13 protein-coding genes and 5 pseudogenes are annotated in these 18,229 nt (G+C 70.5%); 2 read left to right on the forward strand and 16 right to left on the reverse strand.

Annotated features, from left to right (window positions below):
• Positions 1-465 precede the first annotated feature (465 nt).
• The 14 genes and pseudogenes from ACIRB1_RS45325 to ACIRB1_RS45390 form a co-directional block, all read right to left on the reverse strand.
• A pseudogene (locus ACIRB1_RS45325) lies at positions 466-1,828 on the reverse strand (IS1380 family transposase).
• A gap of 80 nt (positions 1,829-1,908) precedes the next feature.
• The gene (locus tag ACIRB1_RS45330) at positions 1,909-2,667 is read right to left on the reverse strand and encodes a group II intron maturase-specific domain-containing protein (protein WP_403469823.1); all 759 of its coding nucleotides are present in this window, start codon (positions 2,665-2,667) and stop codon (positions 1,909-1,911) included.
• Positions 2,668-2,715: 48 nt separating this feature from the next.
• Positions 2,716-3,633: a reverse transcriptase domain-containing protein gene (locus ACIRB1_RS45335; protein WP_403469824.1), complete on the reverse strand. Its 918-nt coding sequence runs from the start codon at positions 3,631-3,633 to the stop codon at positions 2,716-2,718.
• Positions 3,634-4,632: 999 nt separating this feature from the next.
• Positions 4,633-5,136, reverse strand: coding sequence for a hypothetical protein (locus tag ACIRB1_RS45340; RefSeq protein ID WP_403469825.1), 504 nt, complete (start codon positions 5,134-5,136; stop codon positions 4,633-4,635).
• A gap of 243 nt (positions 5,137-5,379) precedes the next feature.
• Positions 5,380-5,514, reverse strand: a pseudogene (locus ACIRB1_RS45345) (transcriptional regulator); the annotation flags it as partial.
• Positions 5,515-5,821: 307 nt separating this feature from the next.
• A pseudogene (locus ACIRB1_RS45350) lies at positions 5,822-5,930 on the reverse strand (transposase); the annotation flags it as partial.
• 325 nt (positions 5,931-6,255) lie between these two features.
• Positions 6,256-6,657: pseudogene (locus ACIRB1_RS45355) on the reverse strand (transposase); the annotation flags it as partial.
• A 222-nt stretch (positions 6,658-6,879) separates the two neighbouring features.
• Positions 6,880-7,059: a hypothetical protein gene (locus ACIRB1_RS45360; RefSeq protein ID WP_403469826.1), complete on the reverse strand. Its 180-nt coding sequence runs from the start codon at positions 7,057-7,059 to the stop codon at positions 6,880-6,882.
• 220 nt (positions 7,060-7,279) lie between these two features.
• Positions 7,280-8,293 (reverse strand): cytochrome d ubiquinol oxidase subunit II, encoded by a 1,014-nt coding sequence (locus tag ACIRB1_RS45365; RefSeq protein ID WP_403469827.1) that lies wholly within the window; start codon positions 8,291-8,293, stop codon positions 7,280-7,282.
• A gap of 37 nt (positions 8,294-8,330) precedes the next feature.
• A complete protein-coding gene (locus tag ACIRB1_RS45370) occupies positions 8,331-9,737 on the reverse strand; it encodes a cytochrome ubiquinol oxidase subunit I (protein ID WP_403469828.1) in 1,407 nt (468 codons plus the stop codon).
• Between the two features lie 162 nt (positions 9,738-9,899).
• Positions 9,900-11,222, reverse strand: coding sequence for a GAF domain-containing protein (locus tag ACIRB1_RS45375; protein WP_403469829.1), 1,323 nt, complete (start codon positions 11,220-11,222; stop codon positions 9,900-9,902).
• Positions 11,223-11,348: 126 nt separating this feature from the next.
• Positions 11,349-12,764, reverse strand: a complete 1,416-nt coding sequence (locus tag ACIRB1_RS45380; protein WP_403469830.1) for an Nramp family divalent metal transporter — start codon at positions 12,762-12,764, stop codon at positions 11,349-11,351.
• Positions 12,761-13,006 carry a hypothetical protein gene (locus tag ACIRB1_RS45385; RefSeq protein ID WP_403469831.1) on the reverse strand — a complete coding sequence of 82 codons (246 nt, stop codon included), beginning with the start codon at positions 13,004-13,006 and terminating at the stop codon, positions 12,761-12,763. Before ACIRB1_RS45385 ends, ACIRB1_RS45380 begins: the two co-directional genes overlap by 4 nt.
• Positions 13,007-13,106: 100 nt before the next feature.
• The gene (locus ACIRB1_RS45390; RefSeq protein ID WP_403469832.1) at positions 13,107-14,015 is read right to left on the reverse strand and encodes a manganese catalase family protein; all 909 of its coding nucleotides are present in this window, start codon (positions 14,013-14,015) and stop codon (positions 13,107-13,109) included.
• Between the two features lie 564 nt (positions 14,016-14,579).
• Here ACIRB1_RS45390 and ACIRB1_RS45395 point away from each other — a divergent pair.
• The gene (locus ACIRB1_RS45395) at positions 14,580-15,287 is read left to right on the forward strand and encodes a BTAD domain-containing putative transcriptional regulator (protein WP_403469833.1); all 708 of its coding nucleotides are present in this window, start codon (positions 14,580-14,582) and stop codon (positions 15,285-15,287) included.
• Positions 15,288-15,565: 278 nt separating this feature from the next.
• Here the strand turns inward: ACIRB1_RS45395 and ACIRB1_RS45400 are convergent, their stop codons facing one another.
• A complete protein-coding gene (locus ACIRB1_RS45400) occupies positions 15,566-15,826 on the reverse strand; it encodes an alcohol dehydrogenase catalytic domain-containing protein (RefSeq protein WP_403469834.1) in 261 nt (86 codons plus the stop codon).
• 180 nt (positions 15,827-16,006) lie between these two features.
• Positions 16,007-17,128: pseudogene (locus tag ACIRB1_RS45405) on the reverse strand (molybdopterin-dependent oxidoreductase); the annotation flags it as partial.
• 532 nt (positions 17,129-17,660) lie between these two features.
• On the opposite strand from ACIRB1_RS45405, the gene ACIRB1_RS45410 reads away from it, so the two are divergent.
• Entirely contained in the window at positions 17,661-18,032 is a 372-nt protein-coding gene (locus ACIRB1_RS45410) for an STAS domain-containing protein (protein WP_403469835.1), read from the forward strand.
• Positions 18,033-18,229 lie beyond the last annotated feature (197 nt).

The raw sequence follows: 18,229 nt of genomic DNA on the forward strand, positions 1-18,229 counted from the left end.
CACAGAAGCAGAATGCCGACGCGCCGGCCTCACCGCATCAAGAACTGAGCACGTTCATCCGTACGCGGCTGTGTACGTTCACGTGTACGCCGACAGGCGGTCTCGTCGCAGACGCCACCTCGGGAGCAGCAGCCCTCATCAGCGGTGGCCTGCTATGCCTCGGCGCCGTCGTCGCGGTTGGCGCCACCACGGCAGACCTGCGCAGTTCCTCCGCACCGCCCCATCCACACACAGCCACAGCCAGCCCATAAGCTCCGAGGCGCGCAGTCACTAATTCCAACTCTCGCGACCAGGTTCCAACTAACCTCGAAGTTACGTGACGGTCCGTCGGCGTAGTCGGTGGACCGTTTTCGTGCCGTGGGAGAAGGCTGTGCAGGCCGAAGAGGCGAGTGTCGCCTCGGGGTGGCGCCGGGTTCCACTGCTCCGGGTGTTGGGGTGCTGTCGAAGGGACGGGGAATCTGCTGGTCAGTCAGGGTCGGGTAGTTGGGTGAGCCGGTTGAGGGCTGCGGTGATGTGACCGGTCCAGGGCCAGTGCCGGGCCAGGCGGAGGATCCGCCGACGGCCGGTGGTCACGAGCTGTCCGGCCGCGGTGAACAGACGGAGCCGTAGTCGGCGGGGCTCCCAGAGCCTGGCCGTGCCGGTCAGGGCGAGCATCGGCATCCAGGCCAGCAGGTCGAGAGCGATCTGCACGATCTCCAGCCAGATCCGGTTCTGGGCCGTGCGGTGCAGGGGCAGGTTGCGCAGGCCGGTGGCCCGGGCGGCGCGGATGCGGTCCTCGGCCCGGGCCCGCAGCCGGTGACGGAGCTCAAGCTCGGCGATCGGCCGGCCCGAGGTATTGGTGGCGAAACAGGTCAGCCGCATGCCGTCCGCACCGTTGGCCGCAACGGGGCCCCGGGGTGCGGCCGTTCCTTCCTGCCGATCAGCCGCATGCCCTTGGGCCAGCCGTCCAGAACATCGCCGGTGAGTTCAGCGACTCAGGCGCCGTCGCGGATCTCGCCGTCCGCCTCGACGGCCGCTGTCCAGGCCGATGCCGGAACCTTCAGCACACGTTGGTGGATCTGCTCGGTGTTCACCATGCCGACCGAGTAGGACAGCCACCGTCCCCGCTGGGCGAGCCAGGCGACGAAGTCGTGGGTGCCGCCCGCGGAGTCGGTGCGGATCAGGGTCCGGCGCCCGCGCCGGTACTTCTTTGGCAGCTGGGCCAAAGCCAGTTGAGTGGCGGTGATGTGGTCGGTGGCCGTGTTCGATCCCGCGTTGCCTGGTCTGAGCAGGGCCGCGACCGGTTCACCCGTGCCGCCCGCTCCGTGGTCGACGAACCCCATCAGCGGGTGGTGGCCGTAGGTTCGCTTCCACGTCGGTGCGGCGTCCTCCTTGTCCGAGTGCGCGATCACCAGCACCCCGTCGAGGTCCACGGTCACCGTCCCACCCGCATCAGGCGCTTCCCGGTCGGCCAACCGCCAGACATGCCGGCGGACTTCAGCCCGCGCGGCACGGATGGCCCGCAGGGCCTTCTCATCGGAGGCTGCGAGGGTGTCGATGAGGCGGGAGACCGTCGGGTCGGAGGCCACCGGCCCGAACACGGCCGGCTCGGCCCGCAGCATGGCGACATCCGCGAGGCAGTCCCCGCCCAGCGCGACCGCCAGGGCCACGTCCAGCAGGACCTTGCCCGGATCGTGCACCGCCCGAGCCTTCCGCCACGGCGTCAGCGCCGCTGATATCGCGGTGTCCAACCCGGCCTTGCGGACGGTCTCGACCAGCAGCACGCCCCGGCCTGCGAGACAACCGCCCGGCCGCCGCCCTCGATGCGGACATGCGGGTACGACCCGATACGCTTGTCGGGTAGCCGGAGTCCATTGCTGGACCCCGGCCCCCTCAGAACCGTACGTGCACGTCATCCGCGCATACGGCTCAAGCAAGCCCCAAAGGCTCTCCGGTGTGCAGGGTTTCCTCGCGGCCGTCCATGTATAGGCGTTGACGGCATGAGGCGTGGGTGAGGCGGAGTTGAACCCCATCCGGCGTCTTCGTCCCCTGGTAAGCGATGTGTTGGGTCTTGATCGCTTTCCGGGTGGTGCGGAGCCACTGCTCCCACTCCCTCGGGGACTGCGGGGACCGGTCTGCGTGCAGGAGCAGTTGCCCGCACCGATGGCAGCGGCCTGTCTGCGTCTTCAGTAGACGCATGGTGGCCCGGTCCAGCGGCAGCGGGGCGCCCTTGCGACGGCGGTCGGCCCAGTAGTCGGCCAGAGCAGGGTCATCCGGGGACGCCCCGCCCTTGACCAGTTGATGCCGGATGATTTTCGTCCAGGCGAACCGGACCAGGTAGGCGCCGCTGTCGCGGTCACCGAACACCCAATTGTCCTGACGTGCAGGATTGAAGCGGCCGAAGTACCGGCTCATGATCCAGCGCCTCGGCTTCTTCGGGTGCCTGGGCAGCGCCCACCGGTAGGTGAGCTGCCACAGGTAGGCGTCCAGCGAGGAGAAGACCTCTTTGGACACCACCGTCCGGTAGTAGGCCGCCCATCCGCGAACGATCGGATTGAGCGTCCGCAGTACTGCCGCGGGCTCCGCGCCACGAAGGGCCCGGATTTCCTCCCGCAGTCTGCCCCGGATCCGCTTGACGGCGGCTTTGCTGGGCTTGATCAGCAGCTTGCCGCTGCGGTAGCGGCGCACGTTGAACCCGAGGAAGTCGAAGCCGGTTTCCGCGTGGACGATTTGTGTCTAGTCCTCGTTGAAGACCAGCCCCCGGGGCGCGAGCCACTCGGCAAGCCGTGCCTTGACCTGCTCAGCCGCAGCGCGGCTGTGGCACATCGCCACGAGGTCGTCAGCGTATCTGACCAGCACAGGAGCGTTCGGCATGATCTCTCCGGCCCGTCGGCCCGAAGGGTGATACCGCACGCCCGCAGCCGTCTCCATCCCATGCAGAGCGATATTCAGCAGCACGGGGCTGATCACGCCACCCTGGGGAGTTCCCTCCTCGGTCGGTGTGAACCTCCCGCGTTCCACGACCCCGGCCTTCAGCCATTGCCGGACCAATCCCCGAGCGGGGAAAGCGCCGAGCCCGGCCAGAAGCTGGTCGTGATCGATGCGGTCGAATGCCGCCGCCAGGTCCGCGTCCAGGATCCACACGCGCTGCGGGTTCTTGCCGCTGAGCGTATTGAAGATGACCCCGATCGCGTCATGGCAGCCCCGGCCCGGACGGAAGCCGTACGACCTCGCCTCGAACCGGGCCTCCCACTCAGGTTCCAGCGCCGCCGAGACACGAGCTTGATGAGCCCGGTCGACGATGACGGGGATGCCGAGCGGGCGCCGCTTGCGTCCTCCCGCCTTCGGGATGAACACCCGCCGGACCGCGTGGGCCTGCCAGTTGCTGCCGCGCTGCTGGATGAAGCGCACCAGTTCCGACTTGCCCGAGGCGGTGAGTACGACCTGATTGTCGATCCCCGCCGTCTTGCGTCCGGCGTTGATCTCCGTGACCCGCCGCACGCTGACCAGCGTGTTGCTCAGGCTCCGGAGCATCAACTTCTGCAGGTTCCTGACCTTCGCCAGGTCCCCTTCCTTCGATGCCGTGAAGATGCGTTGACGCAGACGGCGTACGTCTTTCTCCGCCTGGTCCCAGTCGATGCTGGGCCAGTCCACGAGGCCGCCCTCCGGTCCGTTCGCCCCGGCCGGGGCCGGGGCGTCCAACTTGTCCTTCGGTGCTGTCGCTGCTGTCATCGTCCCTCCTCACAGGCTCACCCGGCTCACGTCAGCGTCCTTTCGGACTCGGACATCGGTCCGTATCCGGCGAGTTGGCCAAAGCGGCGGCGGAGAGTCCACCGCCCGTAACTGCCTTGGTTTCCTCCGGCCTTTCGGCATGCCGGCCTTCGCTTCTTGAGCCGTCCTTACCCGCCGGAAACATCAGCCTTCCTCACGGTCAGCCCACCGCCCGTCCGGTATGGACGGGCGGCTTCCGTCGGGGTTTCCACGTTCCGCGTGCCTGAGCTGCGACCGGGCTGGGTGCCCTCTATATCCCGGGGCGGCGGTGTCCTCCCGGGCGGCGTGAAGCATCCGCCCGGCGCCTGCCGCGTTCCAGCGGCTTGCCCTGCACCCCGCTGTCGCTTCCCACCGGCGGGGCTTTCTTCTCACGAGACGTCATCGAGGGTTCACGGTTGTTCACCCGTCCGGTCTTCCCCTTGCCTGTTGCCCTCGGGTGGAACGAGGGCACTTGGGCTTTTCCCCGGAGCTTCACACCCCGCCGTTACCAGCGACGCATGTCCGGGTGGGGGCAGGTCATCGGACACTGACCCGGGGCTACTCTGTCGCCGACGCTATCGCCGACCCCCTCTCCAAAAGAGCCCACTCAACACACGCGACCTCGTGTCGCACCTTCACCTGGAGAGTGCTTCTTTCCCTGCAGCCAACAGGACCCTAGACAAGTCCCATCGTTGCAGGTCAGGAGCACTCTCCGCTTATTTGATCAAGCCTCGGACACTCCACCTCGCGAAAGCCCGAGGCTAATCATGGTTCGGTGCAGGTCAGCTGATGCCGAGGAGGGCCAGCGGCCTGCGGATGCTGCGCCGTAGCCGCGAGGGCGGCCGCGGTGACGGGGATGCCGTACGCCGAGGCCGCCCGGGTCGTGTGGCGGATCGCTGTCGGCTATCGCGTGCGGAAAGTTCCCTGGCCGCCCACGCCGCCGCCGCCGATGTTGAGTCCGCCGGCGATCATCGAGCCGATGACTTCACCGCTCATGCCCCAGTAGGTGATCGACGTCACAGCCGTCGCGAAACTCGCCCAAAATCGCGCATCCCACCCGATGATGCGCTCGATCGGGTAGTTGAACCATGCGGTTCCCCAGGTGATGCCGCCGCCCAGGGCGATACCTCCGGAGACTCCGTGGAAGGTATAGGGCAAGTTCGTGAAATTGGCGTCAAGAGTGACCACGAAGGCCCCGCCTATCGCTATCGAGACGGGATACTCGGACAGCTCCTTCGCCGCGAGAGAATCTCTGACCTGCTCGGGCACGTTCTCCGGGTCGGCTTTCTGGGCGATTTCCAGGGTCCTGGCGGTCAGAGAGCGGAGCGCTTCTTTCGCCATAATGGAATGACCCTTGATCAATTCCTGTTCGCGAGGGTCCTGGGTTTCGTCGGTCGGAAAAGACATGAATCCCCCTATGTGGTCCCCTCCTTGGGATACGGACAGTACTGCGCCGATTCCGCCGCAACCAGGGTTCTGGCAGCCTGGAATTCGCAAGGAATGAGTCAAAAATGGAATCCGTCGATGCATTTTTGACGGTTTTGCGGACAAGGCGTTTTTCAGAGTCCTCTGATTTTTGTGTAGTTGCTGGTCACGGGGTCACGTCCGGGTGGCTGGGACACTGACGAGGTGTTGAGCATCAGCACGAGGTCAAGCGGCGAAGCCGATGTTGGTGACGTACTCGTACTGGCCCCACTGGGAGCCGAGGTCGGCGAGCTGGTCGACCCACGCGTCGTCGAGCCCCTGATCGTCACCGTCGGCCCATGCGGCGACGATCCGGTCCCAGTGAGGGTCTGACACGAAAATGACTCGTGGTTGAGCCGTCAGGCTGGGATGGGGTCGAAGCGGATGGTCAGGCCGAGGCTGTTGGCTTCCTTGAGCATGCGGCGCATGGCGCGTTCGGGGTCGCGGCGGGTGAAGTGGTCAGCTCCGAGATCTCGGTAGGGCTCGTGGTCGTGCAGGACGTGCCAGATGGCGATCACGAGTTTGTGCATCACGTCGACGAGTGCGCGTTTGCCGCCGCGTCTGGCTGCGAGACGGCGGAAGAAGACTCCGAGGTAGGAATCCTTGTTCCTGATCGCGACCATGGCGGCGACGCCGAGCAGGCGCTTGAGGTTGGCGTTGCCGGGCCGGGTGCGTCCGGACTTGCTGACTCCGGCGGACTCGTTCTGGCCGGGGCAGACCCCGATCCAGGAGGCCAGGCCCGGCGGTTTCGGGACCGACACCCGGCAGGGCGACCAGCTGCGGTGCGGCCCTCGTCACCAGGGGCTTCAGCTCAGCGTCCGCATCGTCGATCTCCTGGCTGAGTGCCCGGTATCGGCGGGCGAGACGCCGCAGAGCTGTCCTGACGGCACAGGCCGGATCCGCCAGATCGCCGGCAGGGCGGGAGCGGGCCAGGCAGTCGATCAGCTCCGTCGTGGGCAATCCCCGGAACTGCTCGCGCACTTTGGCAGGGGCGGTGATGATCAGGGTGCGGATCTGGTTGACGGTCTGAGTGCGGGCCTTGATGGCCGAGCTGCGGGCTACCCGCAAGGCGCGGATGGCCTCCGCAATGCCGTTGCGTGCCTTCGGCGTCCCCTTGGCGCGGCCCGAGAGCACGGCGGTTGCTGCGGCGTAGGCATCAACGGGGTCGGACTTGCCGTTGTCCCTCGGGGCCTTGCGGTCGGGCCGGTCGACCTCCACGACGGTGATGCCGTGTGCCGACAGGAACCGGGCCAGCTCGGCTCCGTAGGCGCCGGTCCCCTCGACCCCGACGGCCAAGACTTCGCCGTGCGAGCGCAGCCAGTCCAGCAACTGCTGGTAGCCAGCAGGGCTGGTGGGGAACGGCTCCGTGGCCAGGTGGCGGCCGATCGTGTCGATGATCGCGGCCTGGTGGGTGTCGGTGTGGGTGTCGATCCCGCCGATGACGGCTATTTCATCCGCTGCCATGCTGGTGTCTGCTGTCCTTCCGTACGACACGTGAGGGGCGGTACGCGCGCCGGTCGGGCAGACGGACAAGACAGTGATGGGACCTTTGGCCGGGCTCCTATGAAGTCACAGACGCCCGACCGGCCGCGCGCAGCGACACCGCCTGGGAGATCGACAATTCCAAGCAAGGACAACCCAAGTGCCGGTCAGCTGCCGGGTCAGACCTCCAAGCGGTGCCGCGGGCTACATCATCACTGTCAGCTGCTGCAGCAGCCCGCCCTGCCAGGTCAGTTGCAGTCCCTCCGACCGGGCCCGCTCCACCAGCATCGCCACCAACTGCTCGTCCGACACGGGCACGGGCGGCCCGGACAAGTCCTTCTCGACAGGCTCCACGGTCTCCAACTCCACGGCGGTGTCAGTCACTTGACGTCTCTCCCATGATCGTCGGATCTGCCGTTAGATTTACACTCCCGTCCGGGACCGGCTGGCAGGGTTGTCGGTCGCCTCGGCAAACACCCCTCGGCCTGGATGCCTCCGACTTTGCTTCCACATCCACGAGTTGGCGCTTCGATCAATGGCCGTCGGGGGGCGTGGCGGACACCGGCCGGCCCGGCGTCGCCTCCCGTCCGGCCGGACCGCCGGGTCAGTGCGACGCCGAGTGCTCGTCCGACGTACCGCGCTGGAAGGTCGCGTAAAGCAGCCACAGGGAAGGGACCAGCAGGAGCGCGCCCACCCCGAGGACCCACAGGACCGCGGAGAGGACGGAGGTGTTCGCCGCGGCCTGGGAGACCGTGGTGCTGCCCACCAGCAGGGCCGGGTACTGGGCGGCGCCCCAGGCCCACAGGATGGCGGCGACCGCCACGGCCGCGGCGGCCCGGGCGGCGACGAAGCGGTGCCGCGCGAGCAGGACCAGGCCGGTGACCCCGGCCACGGCGCTGACGACGACCAGGGGCAGCGCGCGATGGGTCAGTCCGTGGAACAGCTCGGAGGCGTCCGCGTGCAGGACCGCGATACCCGCCAGGGCGACGGCTCCGGCCACCAGTCCGCTGATCACGGCGTCCCGGGTGAAGGCCTCGGCCAGCTCCCGGCGGCCCTCGCGGTGCGCGTCGGCACACAGGTACACGGCGGCCAGGTGGGCGCAGGTGAGCACGGCCAGCACCCCGCCGAGCAGCGAGGTCGGGTTGAGCCAGCTGGTGAGGACGTCACCCGTGGCCAGCCCCGGCGGGACGCGCCCGGAGGCGACGCCGCCAGCCACCGTGCCGAGGAAGAACGGGGTGAGCAGGGAGGAGACCGCGAAGCACGCGCCGAACAGGCGCTGCTGCCACAGTTCGGTGCTTGCCTTGCGGAAGGCGAAGGCCGCGCCCCGGGCGATGATGCCCAGCGCGGCGAGCGTCAGCGGGATGTACAGGGTGGACATCACCGCCGCGAAGACCGGGGAGAACGCCGACCACAGCAGCACGACGACAAAGATCAGCCAGACGTGGTTGGCCTCCCAGATCGGTCCGATGCTGTGCTCGATGAGCGCCCGGCGGGCACGGCCGCGTTCGGCACCGCCGGCCAGCAGGTCCCAGACACCGGCGCCGAAGTCGGCGCCTCCGAACAGGGCGTAACAGGTCAGGCCCACCCACATGACGGCGAGCGCAGCGTCCGCGAGCACGGTCGCCTCCAAAGGTCGTAGAGCGGACGGTGGGAGTTCACACCACCCGGTAGGTGGTGACGTCCTCCTCCTGCGGCGCCCGCGGCACGGGGGTGCCCCGGGCCAGGCGGCGCAGGACGTAGACGGTCGCGACGGTCATGGCGGCGTAGACGAGCAGGACCAGCCACAGGCCGGTCATCAGGCCGGGGGCGGGATTGACGGCGTCGCGGACGCTCATCACGCCCCACACGATCCAGGGCTGGCGGCCCAGCTCGGTCACCGTCCAGCCGCATTCGAGCGCCACCACCGCGGCCGGTCCGCCGACCGCCGCCAGCATCAGGAACAGGCGGGGCAGGGGGAGTTCACCACCGGTACGGCGGCGCCACCACAGGCCGAGCAGCCAGACGCCCATGGCCAGCAGGAAGAAGCCGATGCCGACCATCAGGTCGAAGGCCCAGTGCACCCCGGTGACCGGCGGCCGTTGGGCGGCGGGCACCCGGTCGAGCCCTTTGACGACGGTGCCGGGGCTGTACCCCACCAGCAGGGAAAGACCGTCGGGGATCTCCAGGCCGTACTTGAGCCCGTCGCTCCCCGCGATGCCGCCGATCGTCAGCGGGACGTGCGAACCGGTGCGGTAGACACCCTCGATGCCGGCGAGTTTGGTCGGCTGGTAGTAGGCCAGGAAGCGGGCCGCCCAGTCCCCCACGAAGAGCTGGAACGGTGTCACGAGCGCGCCCAGGCTGAACGGGATGAAGAACCCGGCCCGGTGGTAGGTGTCGCGGCGGCCCCGCAGCATGGCCACCGCGTAGACGGCTGCGGTGAGGAAGGAAGCGACCATGAAGGCGGCCAGGATCATGTGCACGGTCTCCGGCGGGCTGGCGGGATTGAGCATCGCCGCCCAGGGGTCCACGGCGACCACCTTGCCGTGGCGCAGGGTGAAGCCGCGCGGTTGGTTCATCCAGGCGTTGGCGCAGACGACGAAGAACGCGGAGGCGGTGCCCGCGATCACGATCGGGAGGCCGGTCAGCAGATGGCGGCGGGGCGACAGCCGGTCCCAGGCGTAGAGATAGATGCCCAGGAAGATCGCCTCCACGAAGAAGGCGATGCCCTCCAGCGCGAAGGGCAGTCCTATCACCTGGCCGAACCGGCCCATCAGGCCCGGCCAGAGCAGTCCCATCTCGAAACTGAGGATGGTGCCCGAGACCGCGCCCACCGCGAACAGCACACCCATGGCACGGGCCCACCGCCGGGCCAGCAGCCGGTGGGCCGGGTCTCCGGTGCGGATGCCGTACCACTCGGCGAGCAGGGTGAGGGCGGGCAGCCCGACACCGAGGCAGGCCACGACGATGTGCCAGGCGAGCGAGAAGCCCATCTGCGCGCGCGCCGCCGCCAGGTCCCCCTCGGAGACCTGGCGGACCGCGGACATCACGAACGTCGAGGGGACGTTCAGCAGTGTTGGCGTCATGGGTTCCGGTAGTACCCGGATGGAGCGGTCGAAACCGGATCACCGGGGAACCGTACCCGCACGGCACAACACCGCCCGGAACTGGTCGGGCCGCCGAAGAACGCCTGCTCGTCATCGAGGACGCGGCGGCCCGCACGGCATGAGTGCCCGGGAGCGGAACGGCTACACGTTCACCTTGCGGACGTCGGCGCCGCACGGCAGGGGCTCCCGCGCCCGCCCCAGCTGGTGGAGGTGTTCGAGGGCGTCGGGCAGCCGGGTGCGCCGGTACCAGGACAGCCAGGAGCCGGCCTGGGCGGCGATCTCGTCCAGCGCCGCGAGTTCGGCCGGCGTCCAGGTGCGGTGCGGACGCGGATGGTGGGTGGAGAAGACCGCGTACGGCCGCCCGTGCCCGCCGCCGGGCACGGGGGTGCTCTGCAGCGAACGGCTGCCGCCCGCCAGGAGCACCCGGCGGACGTCGTCCTCGTGGACCGGGTCGGTGGCGACGTCGTCGACCACCACCCGCTCCCCGGCCCGGGCGGCGAGCGCGCACGCGGTGCCGCCGCCGTCGACGACGCCGAAGCGGTCCCACAGCCCGGCCGGGAACCCGCGTTGCGACTCCAGCCACAGCGCCCCGCTGCCGGGATCGACCAGGTGCACGTCCCCCTTGTCGGTGGCCGCCACCTCGCAGGCGGCGTCGCGCAGCGCGTCCAGGAACTCGGCCTGTGAGAGGGCGGCGCCGTCCTGTCCCCGGGCGAACGTGACGGGCGGGGGCGCGGCGCGGCGGCGGCCGGGGAACCACACCGCACTACCGCGCGGCGGGCGGGGGGTACGCGTGACGGCGGCGGCCAGCCAGCGCGGCTTGAGGTGGTAGCGCCGGGCGGCTGCGGTCAACAGGCCCATCCCGTCGGCGGGTTCGGGCAGGCCGTAGCGTTCGCAGAGCATTCCCTGCGCCATCGCGATGAGCGGCTGGCTCAGCAGCGCGCGGCGCGCGTCCTCTCCCCGCTCCCCCGCTGCCACCGCCGCGACGGCGGAGTGCAGGGCGCCTCCGCCCGGCACGGCCGCCTTCGGCGCGGTGTCCTGGACCTCGCCGAACGCGGCACGGACGGAGGGCAGGCACTCCAGCTCCGACGCGCCGGACTCCGCGCGGCGCAGGGCGCGCAGCACGGCCGGTGAGCAGCCGGCGAGGCGCAGGGTCCGACCCTGGGCACGGCAGAGATCGGCGAACCGCACCGTCACGGCGGCGGCCGCCGCCGAGACGAGGGCCACCCGGGACATGTCGACGATCAGATCGGCCCGGCCGGGGGCGGCCAGCGCCGCCTCCAGGACCGCGCACGCCTCGTCGTACACCTCGCCGGTCAGCTCCACGACCACCAGCCGCCCGGTGGCCAGCCCCGGCGCGGCTGCCTCCAGGGCGATCGCCGCCTTCAGTCGCATCCCGGCTCCCCCCTCGACGGTGTGCCGGTTCTCCGGCAGATCCGCGAGTGCCCCGCGCAGGGCGTTTGTCACCCCCGTCCCCGCATGTATACGGCCCACGACACACGGCGGTGACGGGGACCGGGCCGTAACGCCCGCCGTCCCGGCCACCGCGCGCGGCCCGGCCGGTGTCGTCAACCGGCTTGCCGCACAAGGGAGTCAGCCGCTCACGGCCCGGACCACCAGGACGATGTTCAGGGCGCTGACCGTGGCGCAGATCACCGAGGCGCACAGGGTCGTCACACCCCGGTTGACCATCGCGCCCATGAGGGAGCGCCTGGCCGTGAACCACAGCAGGGGCGCGAGCACGAACGGGATGCCGAAGGAGAGCACGATCTGACTGATCACCAGGGCCGTGGTGGGATCGAGCCCGGTGGCGAGCAGCGCCAGCGGCGGGGTCATCGTCAGCAGCCGACGGGTCGTCAGCGGCATCCGGCGGCGCAGGAATCCGCGCATGATGACCTGCCCGGCGAAGGTGCCCACCCCGGCCGACGCCAGACCGGACGCCAGCAGGGCCACCGCGAAGGCGAGCGCGGCGCCCGGTCCGAGGGCCCGGCCCAGACCCTCGTGGAACGCGTCGAGGCCGTCGCCCGCGCTCCTCGCGCCGTGCAGGGTGGTGGCGGCCAGGGTGAGCATGCTGGCGTTGACCAGGCCGGCCACACCCAGCGCCGCGACGAGGGAGGTCCGGTGGTCGCGCAGGGCCCGGCGCCTGGCCGCCGGCGGGGTACGGGCGGGCAGCTTCCCCAGGGAGGAGTGGAGATAGATCACGTGTGGCATGACCGTGGCACCGATGATGCCGGTGGCCAGCATCAGGCTGCGTGATCCCTCCAGCCGGGGCCGCAGCCCGGACGCCGCGCCGTTCCACGAACCGGCCCGCACCGACTGGTAGACGAAGCCGAGAACCAGCACCAGCAGGAGCAGGGCGGTGACCACCTCGAACCTGCGGCGGCCTTCGGGGGCGAAGGCGAGCAGCAGCAGGGAGAGGAGGCCGACGACGACGGCCGCGGGCAGCAGCGGCAGTCCGAACAGCAGGTGCAGGGCCACCGCCCCGCCCACGAACTCGGCGAGGTCGGTGGCCATCGCCACCAGCTCGGCCTGTGCCCACAACCCGTAGTTGACCACCCGGGGGGTGTGCTCCCGGCACAGCTCGGGCAGGTCGCGGCCGGTGGCGACGCCCACCTTGCACGCGAGGTACTGCACGAAGACGGCGACCAGGTTGGACAGGACGATCACCCAGAGCAGCAGCGGCCCGTAGCGGCTGCCCGCGCTCATGTTGGTGGCGAAGTTCCCGGGGTCCATGTAGGCGACCGAGACCACCATGGCCGGGCCCAGCATGGTGAGGCCGAGACGGATCCGCCCCGGCCGGGTCCCGCCCGGCCTGCGCCGTGGTGCCCGCGCCGGTGCCTGTGCGGTGTCGTGGACGGCGCCGGCGCGTTCCGGCGCGATGGTCAACCGCTCCGCCCGCGGGGCGGGTTGGACGGTCAACTGCTCCGCCTGCGGGACGGGTTGCTCCTCGGTCGGCGGGTTCAGCGTGCCGGTGGGCGGGTGGCGGTAGGACCGCGAGTCCAGCATCATGTCCGGCCCCCGTCGCGCTGCGGGGCGGTCCCGTCCCGGCTCCCCCGCATCCGGGAGCCCTGCCCGGAGAGGGCGATCCGGCAGACGGCGGTGGCCACCAGGGCGAGTGCGGCCAGCTTCAGCGGCCAGCTGCCCAGCGACACGCCCGTCGCTCCGACGGCCAGGTAGAGACAGACCAGGGGCAGCCGCGCCGGGGCCGGACGGGAACGGTACCGGGTCGCGGAGAGGCCGGAGACGGCCATGATCACTCCTCGGGGTGCGGGAACGGGTGGGAAGCGAAGGTCCGCCGGAGGGCCGACGGAGCGCAGGGTCCGCCCCGCGGGGCGGACCCTGCCGGCCGGCTCACTCGTCCGGGGTGAGCACGTCCTTGATCTTGCCCTTGACACCTGTCTCGGTGCCCAGGACCGGTCCCTTGGGCTTGCCCTGGCTGCCGTCGTAGGTGGCGTACAGCTTCGGGTCAGGCGCCGGTGCCATCCCGATGTCCCCGAGCGGTGCGGGGTTCTCCAACAGGGTCAGCTCGTGCTCGCCGTCCGGTGCCGGGCCGGTGGCCCACAGTCCGGCGCCCGCCTCGACGCCGTCGGAGAGGTGCCACAGCGTCTGCGCGTGCTCGCGGTACTCCTCGTCCTCGAAGCCGCCGGGCACCACGACGCCCTCCAGGCCGTCCTCGCGGAGCTGCTCGATCGCGGCCAACCACTGGTTCTGGTGGACGGTGTCCCGGGCCAGGTTGAACTTCAGCATGTCCTTGACGCCGGGGTCGTCGGTCATGTTGTAGAGGCGGGCGGTCTGCAGACGGCTCTGCGCCTCGGCCGCCACGTTGGCGTAGAAGTCGGCGAGCAGGTTGCCACTGGCGACCACGTAACGGCCGTTCCACGGATAGCCGTTGCTGTCGGCCGGCAGCGCCGCCCCGCCCGCGATGATGGCCTGCTGCGGGTCCATGCCGCCCAGGACCGCCCCGATGGCCGGATCGCTTGTGGCTATCTTGGTCGTGGCCGTCGCCGGTGCCCCCTCCAGGAGCCTGGCACACATGGTGGCCAGCATCTCCACGTGACCGATCTCCTCGGTCGCGATGTCCATGATCAGGTCCTTGTACTTGCCCTTGATCCGGGCGTTCCAGCCCTGGAACAGGTACTGCATCATCACCGACATCTCGCCGTAGGCGCCGCCCACCAGCTCCTGCAGTTTGTGCGCGTACACGGGGTCCGGCTTCTCCGGCTTGGCCTCGAACTGGAGACGTTGCGTGTGGGTGAACATCGCTTCTCCTCATCTGCGTGTGCGCGGTGTGGCCTGCGGCCCGGGCCGGCGCGTCCGGTGCGCCGGCCGCCTTGGGACGTGGCACCGACGCTAGGGACGCCCCGTCACCGAGGCGTCTCCGGCGGCCTACCGATCCCGCGGTCATGGGCGGACCGCCCGGCCGCACCGGGACGCCCGGGCGGGGGCACGACGGACGGACCCGCACGTGCGCGGCCACTCCGATGTGCCGTGACGCGTGGAACGCCGGAGGTGACAGCGCGGAGACGCAAGACGGCCGAAGCCGTGCCACCGCTGGCCGGCGCGGACGGCGGTGACGACCGGAGCCGGTGCCGTTTGGCGGGCCCTGGAACGGTTACCTGGCACATGCAACGGTTGAGAACGCAGCCAACTCCACAGCAGAGACGCACGCCGACACCAGGGCTGTGGCTGCGCGGCTCCGCCCGCGGAGCACCGGCCGGGACGCGGCGCACGCCTCCCCGACCCCGGCGCGGAGCGATGATGTCCGTTTGCGATTCCTCATCAGGGGCGCCGCCCCCCACCGTCCTGACGCTGCTGGGACGCTTCATGCTGCGAGTCAGCCTGCAGTCCGTCTACCTTCCGCCCACGGCGCAGCGGTTGCTCACCTATCTCGCGCTGCACTCGCAGGGCGTGTCCCGGGAGCACGCGGCCGAGCTGCTCTGGCCCCACCTGCCCCGCGACAGGGCGGCCGCCAGCCTCCGTTCGGCGTTGTGGCGCATCTCCCGGCGCAGCGACCAGCAGGCCGTGGTGGATCTGCGCTCGACCCGGCTCGCCATCGCAGATCACGTGCAGGTCGACCTGCACACGGCCACCCGCTACGCCGCCTCCCTGGCCAACGGCCCCGACAAGGACGTCCCCGGCGCCGACATCCCCGGCCTGCTGTGCGAGGACCTGCTGCCGGCCTGGTGCGACGACTGGCTGACGGACGCCCGCGAACACTTCCACCAGACCCGGCTGTACGCGCTGGAGGCCGTCAGCCGCCACCACCGCCGCCACGGCCGGATGTGCACGGCGCTGACGTACGCGATGACGGCCGTCGAGGCGGAACCGCTGCGGGAGAGCGCGCACCGCGAGGTGACGGCGGTCCACCTGGCCGAGGGCAACACGGCGGAGGCCTTAAGGCACTTCGAGTCCTACCGGACCAGGCTGCGCAACGAACTCGGCCTCTCCCCCTCCACCGGCTTCCGCCGCATGCTCGCGCCCTACCTAGGCCGGCCGCTGGACGCCGACTCGCCCTCATCCCTCCGTCGGTGACGCCCGCGGCGCACCGACCGACGCCCATCGGCACCCATCCAGCCGGTGGGCACCGAGTCGGACACGAAGAGCGCGCTGGTGTCGTCCACGCCCTCCGGCACCGGGAACGCCCCGTGGTCCGCGAACGGGACACGTACGTATTCGGCGTGGCTGCCGCGCAGTCCGCCCATGGCGTGCGAGTAGCCGAAGATGCCGCCGGTGTCGGCGCCGAACAGGGCTTGTCCGATACCGGGGTTGGTGTTGGTGTTGTCGCACAGCGACCACAGGTCGTAGGTGCATTACCAGCAGCGTCCGCAGCCGACGAACGAGGCGACCACCACCCGGTCGCCCACCGCGTGCCGCCGCACCCCGCTGCCCGTCTCGACGACCTCGCCGATGAACTCGTGGCCGATCACGTCCCCCGACCGCATGAACGGGACGTAGCCGCCGCTGAGATGGAGGTCGGAGCCGCAGGTGGTGCCCGCCAGCAGCCGTACGATCATGTCCTGGTCGTTGCGGAGTACGGGGTCGGAGACGTCCTCCACGGCGAGTTTGTTCACGCCTTCCCCAGCACAGTGCCTTCACAGCACACCCTCCCCTCGCGCGCGCCGGCTCAGCAGCCCGATGACCTTGCCACCGGGGGTATCGTGCGCGGTGGGTTCGTCCGGGCGCAGGATCTCCCCCGTCTCCAGCAAGGACTTGGCCTCCCGAGGGCGACGCGCAGGTCCTGGCGCGGGTCGCCCGTCCTTCCACCAGGTGGCCGACTCGATCAGCGAGAAGTCCCACACCACCAGCCAGTCCAGGTTGGCCATGCCCAGCCGCTGCATCTTGGCGTTGGCCGAGCCGACCGCCGGGTTCTCCCCCATCAGGAAGTAGCCCTTGCACGTGCCGTCCATCTGGGCGACGACCGTCTCGTACGTGCTGTGGTCGCCGGTGAGCCGCGGCAGGTGGTCGAAGCAGAAGTCGTTCTCCGCGGTGGCCGCGTCGCCGTAGTACGCCTTGAGCAGACTCACCATGTAGGAGCGCATGTTCCCCCCAGAAACCCTTGTCGGCCTTCACCGAGTCGATGAAGGTCTCCAGGTCCTCGTGGGCGTGGGCGTGCGGCATCGGCAGGTAGCCGGGCAGCAGGTTGAACAGGGTCGGGATGTCGCTGGAGCCCTGGATGCTGGCGTGGCCGCGGAGCGCCTGAATGCCGCCGCCGGGGCGGCCCATGTTCCCGAGCAGCAGTTGCAGGACACAGGCCGCGCGGATGTACTGCGCGCCCATGGTGTGCTGGGTCCAGCCCACCGCGTAGACGAACTCGCTCGTGCGGTCGCGTCCCGAGTTCTCCAGCAGGGTCCGGCAGACCTCGTGGAAGGTCTCCTGCGGGATGCCGCAGACCTCTTCCACCATCTCGGGCGTGTAGCGGGCGTAGTGCCGTTTCAGCACCTGGTAGACGCAGCGCGGGTGCTGGAGCGTGGGGTCGCGCCGCGGATCGCCGGTGATCGCGGGGCCGCCCGAGCCGTGGCTCTCCGACTGCCCGGAGGTGGAGACCGACTTGCCGTCATGGGAACGCGCCTCGTACTGGAGGTCGCGCTCTCCCGAGGCCGCCTGTACGGTGCCGCCGTCGTACTGCCCCGCGCCACGTCGTAGTGCCCGGTCTCCTCGTTCAGACCGGAGAAGACGCCGTCCAGTTCTTCGGTGTCCTGGAAGTCCTCGCTCACCAGGGTGGCGGCGTTGGTGTACACCAGCACGAACTCGCGGAAGTCGGCCTCGTTCTCCAGGACGTGGTGGATGAGGCCGCCGAGGAAGGCGATGTCGCTGTCCGCCCGGATGGGCACGTGCAGGTCGGCGAGGGCGCTGGTGCGGGTGAAGCGCGGGTCACCCTTCCCGCCGAAGGCGCGGAGACGGCACCGGCACGGGTGGGGACGGAGGGGCGGGCCGCCTCGCCGTGCGCCGGACCCGGGAGAGCGGTCGTCGGCCGACGGCGGGAGCGGGCCGACGGGCGCGGGCCGCGCCGAGCACGGGATGCACCGCCCGTCGGGCCCGGAGATCCCCGTCCGGGTCGGCCGGGTCGCGTGGGACGTCCACGCCACCGGCCCGCTCGGCGTCGTCCCGGCCTGTCACCCCGGGCCCCGTGTCGAAGGCGCCGGGCGGTCGCCCTGCCGCGGCGTCCCTGTCGCCACGGGCGCTCAGCAGGCCCTGACCGCCTTACCCCGTAAGGGAATTGGGGCAGGAAAGCATGGGAGGGAGCGGGCGGGGCCCGCGGACGCCGGGCACCCACCGATGCGTCAGCAGCCTCCCGCTCCCGGACGGATCGAGCGGGCCCCGGACCGTGCCCGAGCGAGCACACGACGCCGGGCCCGCTGACGCACACCAGCCAACGCACACCAGCCAGTCCCGAAGGAGCCGATCATGAGTCCCGACCACCCGCCGATGCGCATCGCCGAGGACCCCGAGGGGCGGCTCGCCGTGGCCACCGTGACCGGGGACCTGAACGTGGGCAGCGCACCCGCCGTGTACCAGCTGGCACTGGAGGCCATCCACCGGTGGCCGCACGTGATCATCGACCTGTCGGGCGTGACCTTCTGCGACTCGTCGGGCTTCAACGCCCTGCTGCGGCTGCGGCGCCGGGCCCAGGAGTCAGGCAACCGGTTGTCCCTGGCCGCCCCGCCCACCCAGGTGGCACGCCTGCTCACCCTCACCGGCGCGGGCACCGTCTTCCCCGTCTACGGCACTCCCGCCGAGGCGCGCGCGGAGCGGCACGACCAGGACGGCGGCGCCTGACACCGCGCGCGGACCGGCCCGCCGCCGCGCCCGAGAAGCGCGGTGCTGCGGGCCCGCGCGGTCGGGGATCGGCCGCGGTCGGAGGGAGCGCCGCGCGGTCACAGGTCTCACCTCACCGGGGGATGCCCGCGCGGGCACTGGTCACGCCTGGCCGGAGGGGCCCCGCGCGGCCAGAGCGGCCACAGCGGTCCGACGGC

Source organism: Streptomyces sp. NPDC096013 (assembly GCF_044763565.1).
Lineage (GTDB): Bacteria > Actinomycetota > Actinomycetes > Streptomycetales > Streptomycetaceae > Streptomyces.

Excerpts from the sequence above, each read along its gene's own strand:
- ACIRB1_RS45340 (WP_403469825.1), bottom strand. The coding sequence starts at position 5,136 with ATGTCTTTTCCGACCGACGAAACCCAGGACCCTCGCGAACAGGAATTG.
- ACIRB1_RS45370 (WP_403469828.1), bottom strand. The coding sequence starts at position 9,737 with ATGACGCCAACACTGCTGAACGTCCCCTCGACGTTCGTGATGTCCGCG.
- ACIRB1_RS45380 (WP_403469830.1), bottom strand. The coding sequence starts at position 12,764 with ATGATGCTGGACTCGCGGTCCTACCGCCACCCGCCCACCGGCACGCTG.
- ACIRB1_RS45385 (WP_403469831.1), bottom strand. The coding sequence starts at position 13,006 with ATGGCCGTCTCCGGCCTCTCCGCGACCCGGTACCGTTCCCGTCCGGCC.
- ACIRB1_RS45390 (WP_403469832.1), bottom strand. The coding sequence starts at position 14,015 with ATGTTCACCCACACGCAACGTCTCCAGTTCGAGGCCAAGCCGGAGAAG.
- ACIRB1_RS45395 (WP_403469833.1), top strand. The coding sequence starts at position 14,580 with ATGCTGCGAGTCAGCCTGCAGTCCGTCTACCTTCCGCCCACGGCGCAG.
- ACIRB1_RS45410 (WP_403469835.1), top strand. The coding sequence starts at position 17,661 with ATGAGTCCCGACCACCCGCCGATGCGCATCGCCGAGGACCCCGAGGGG.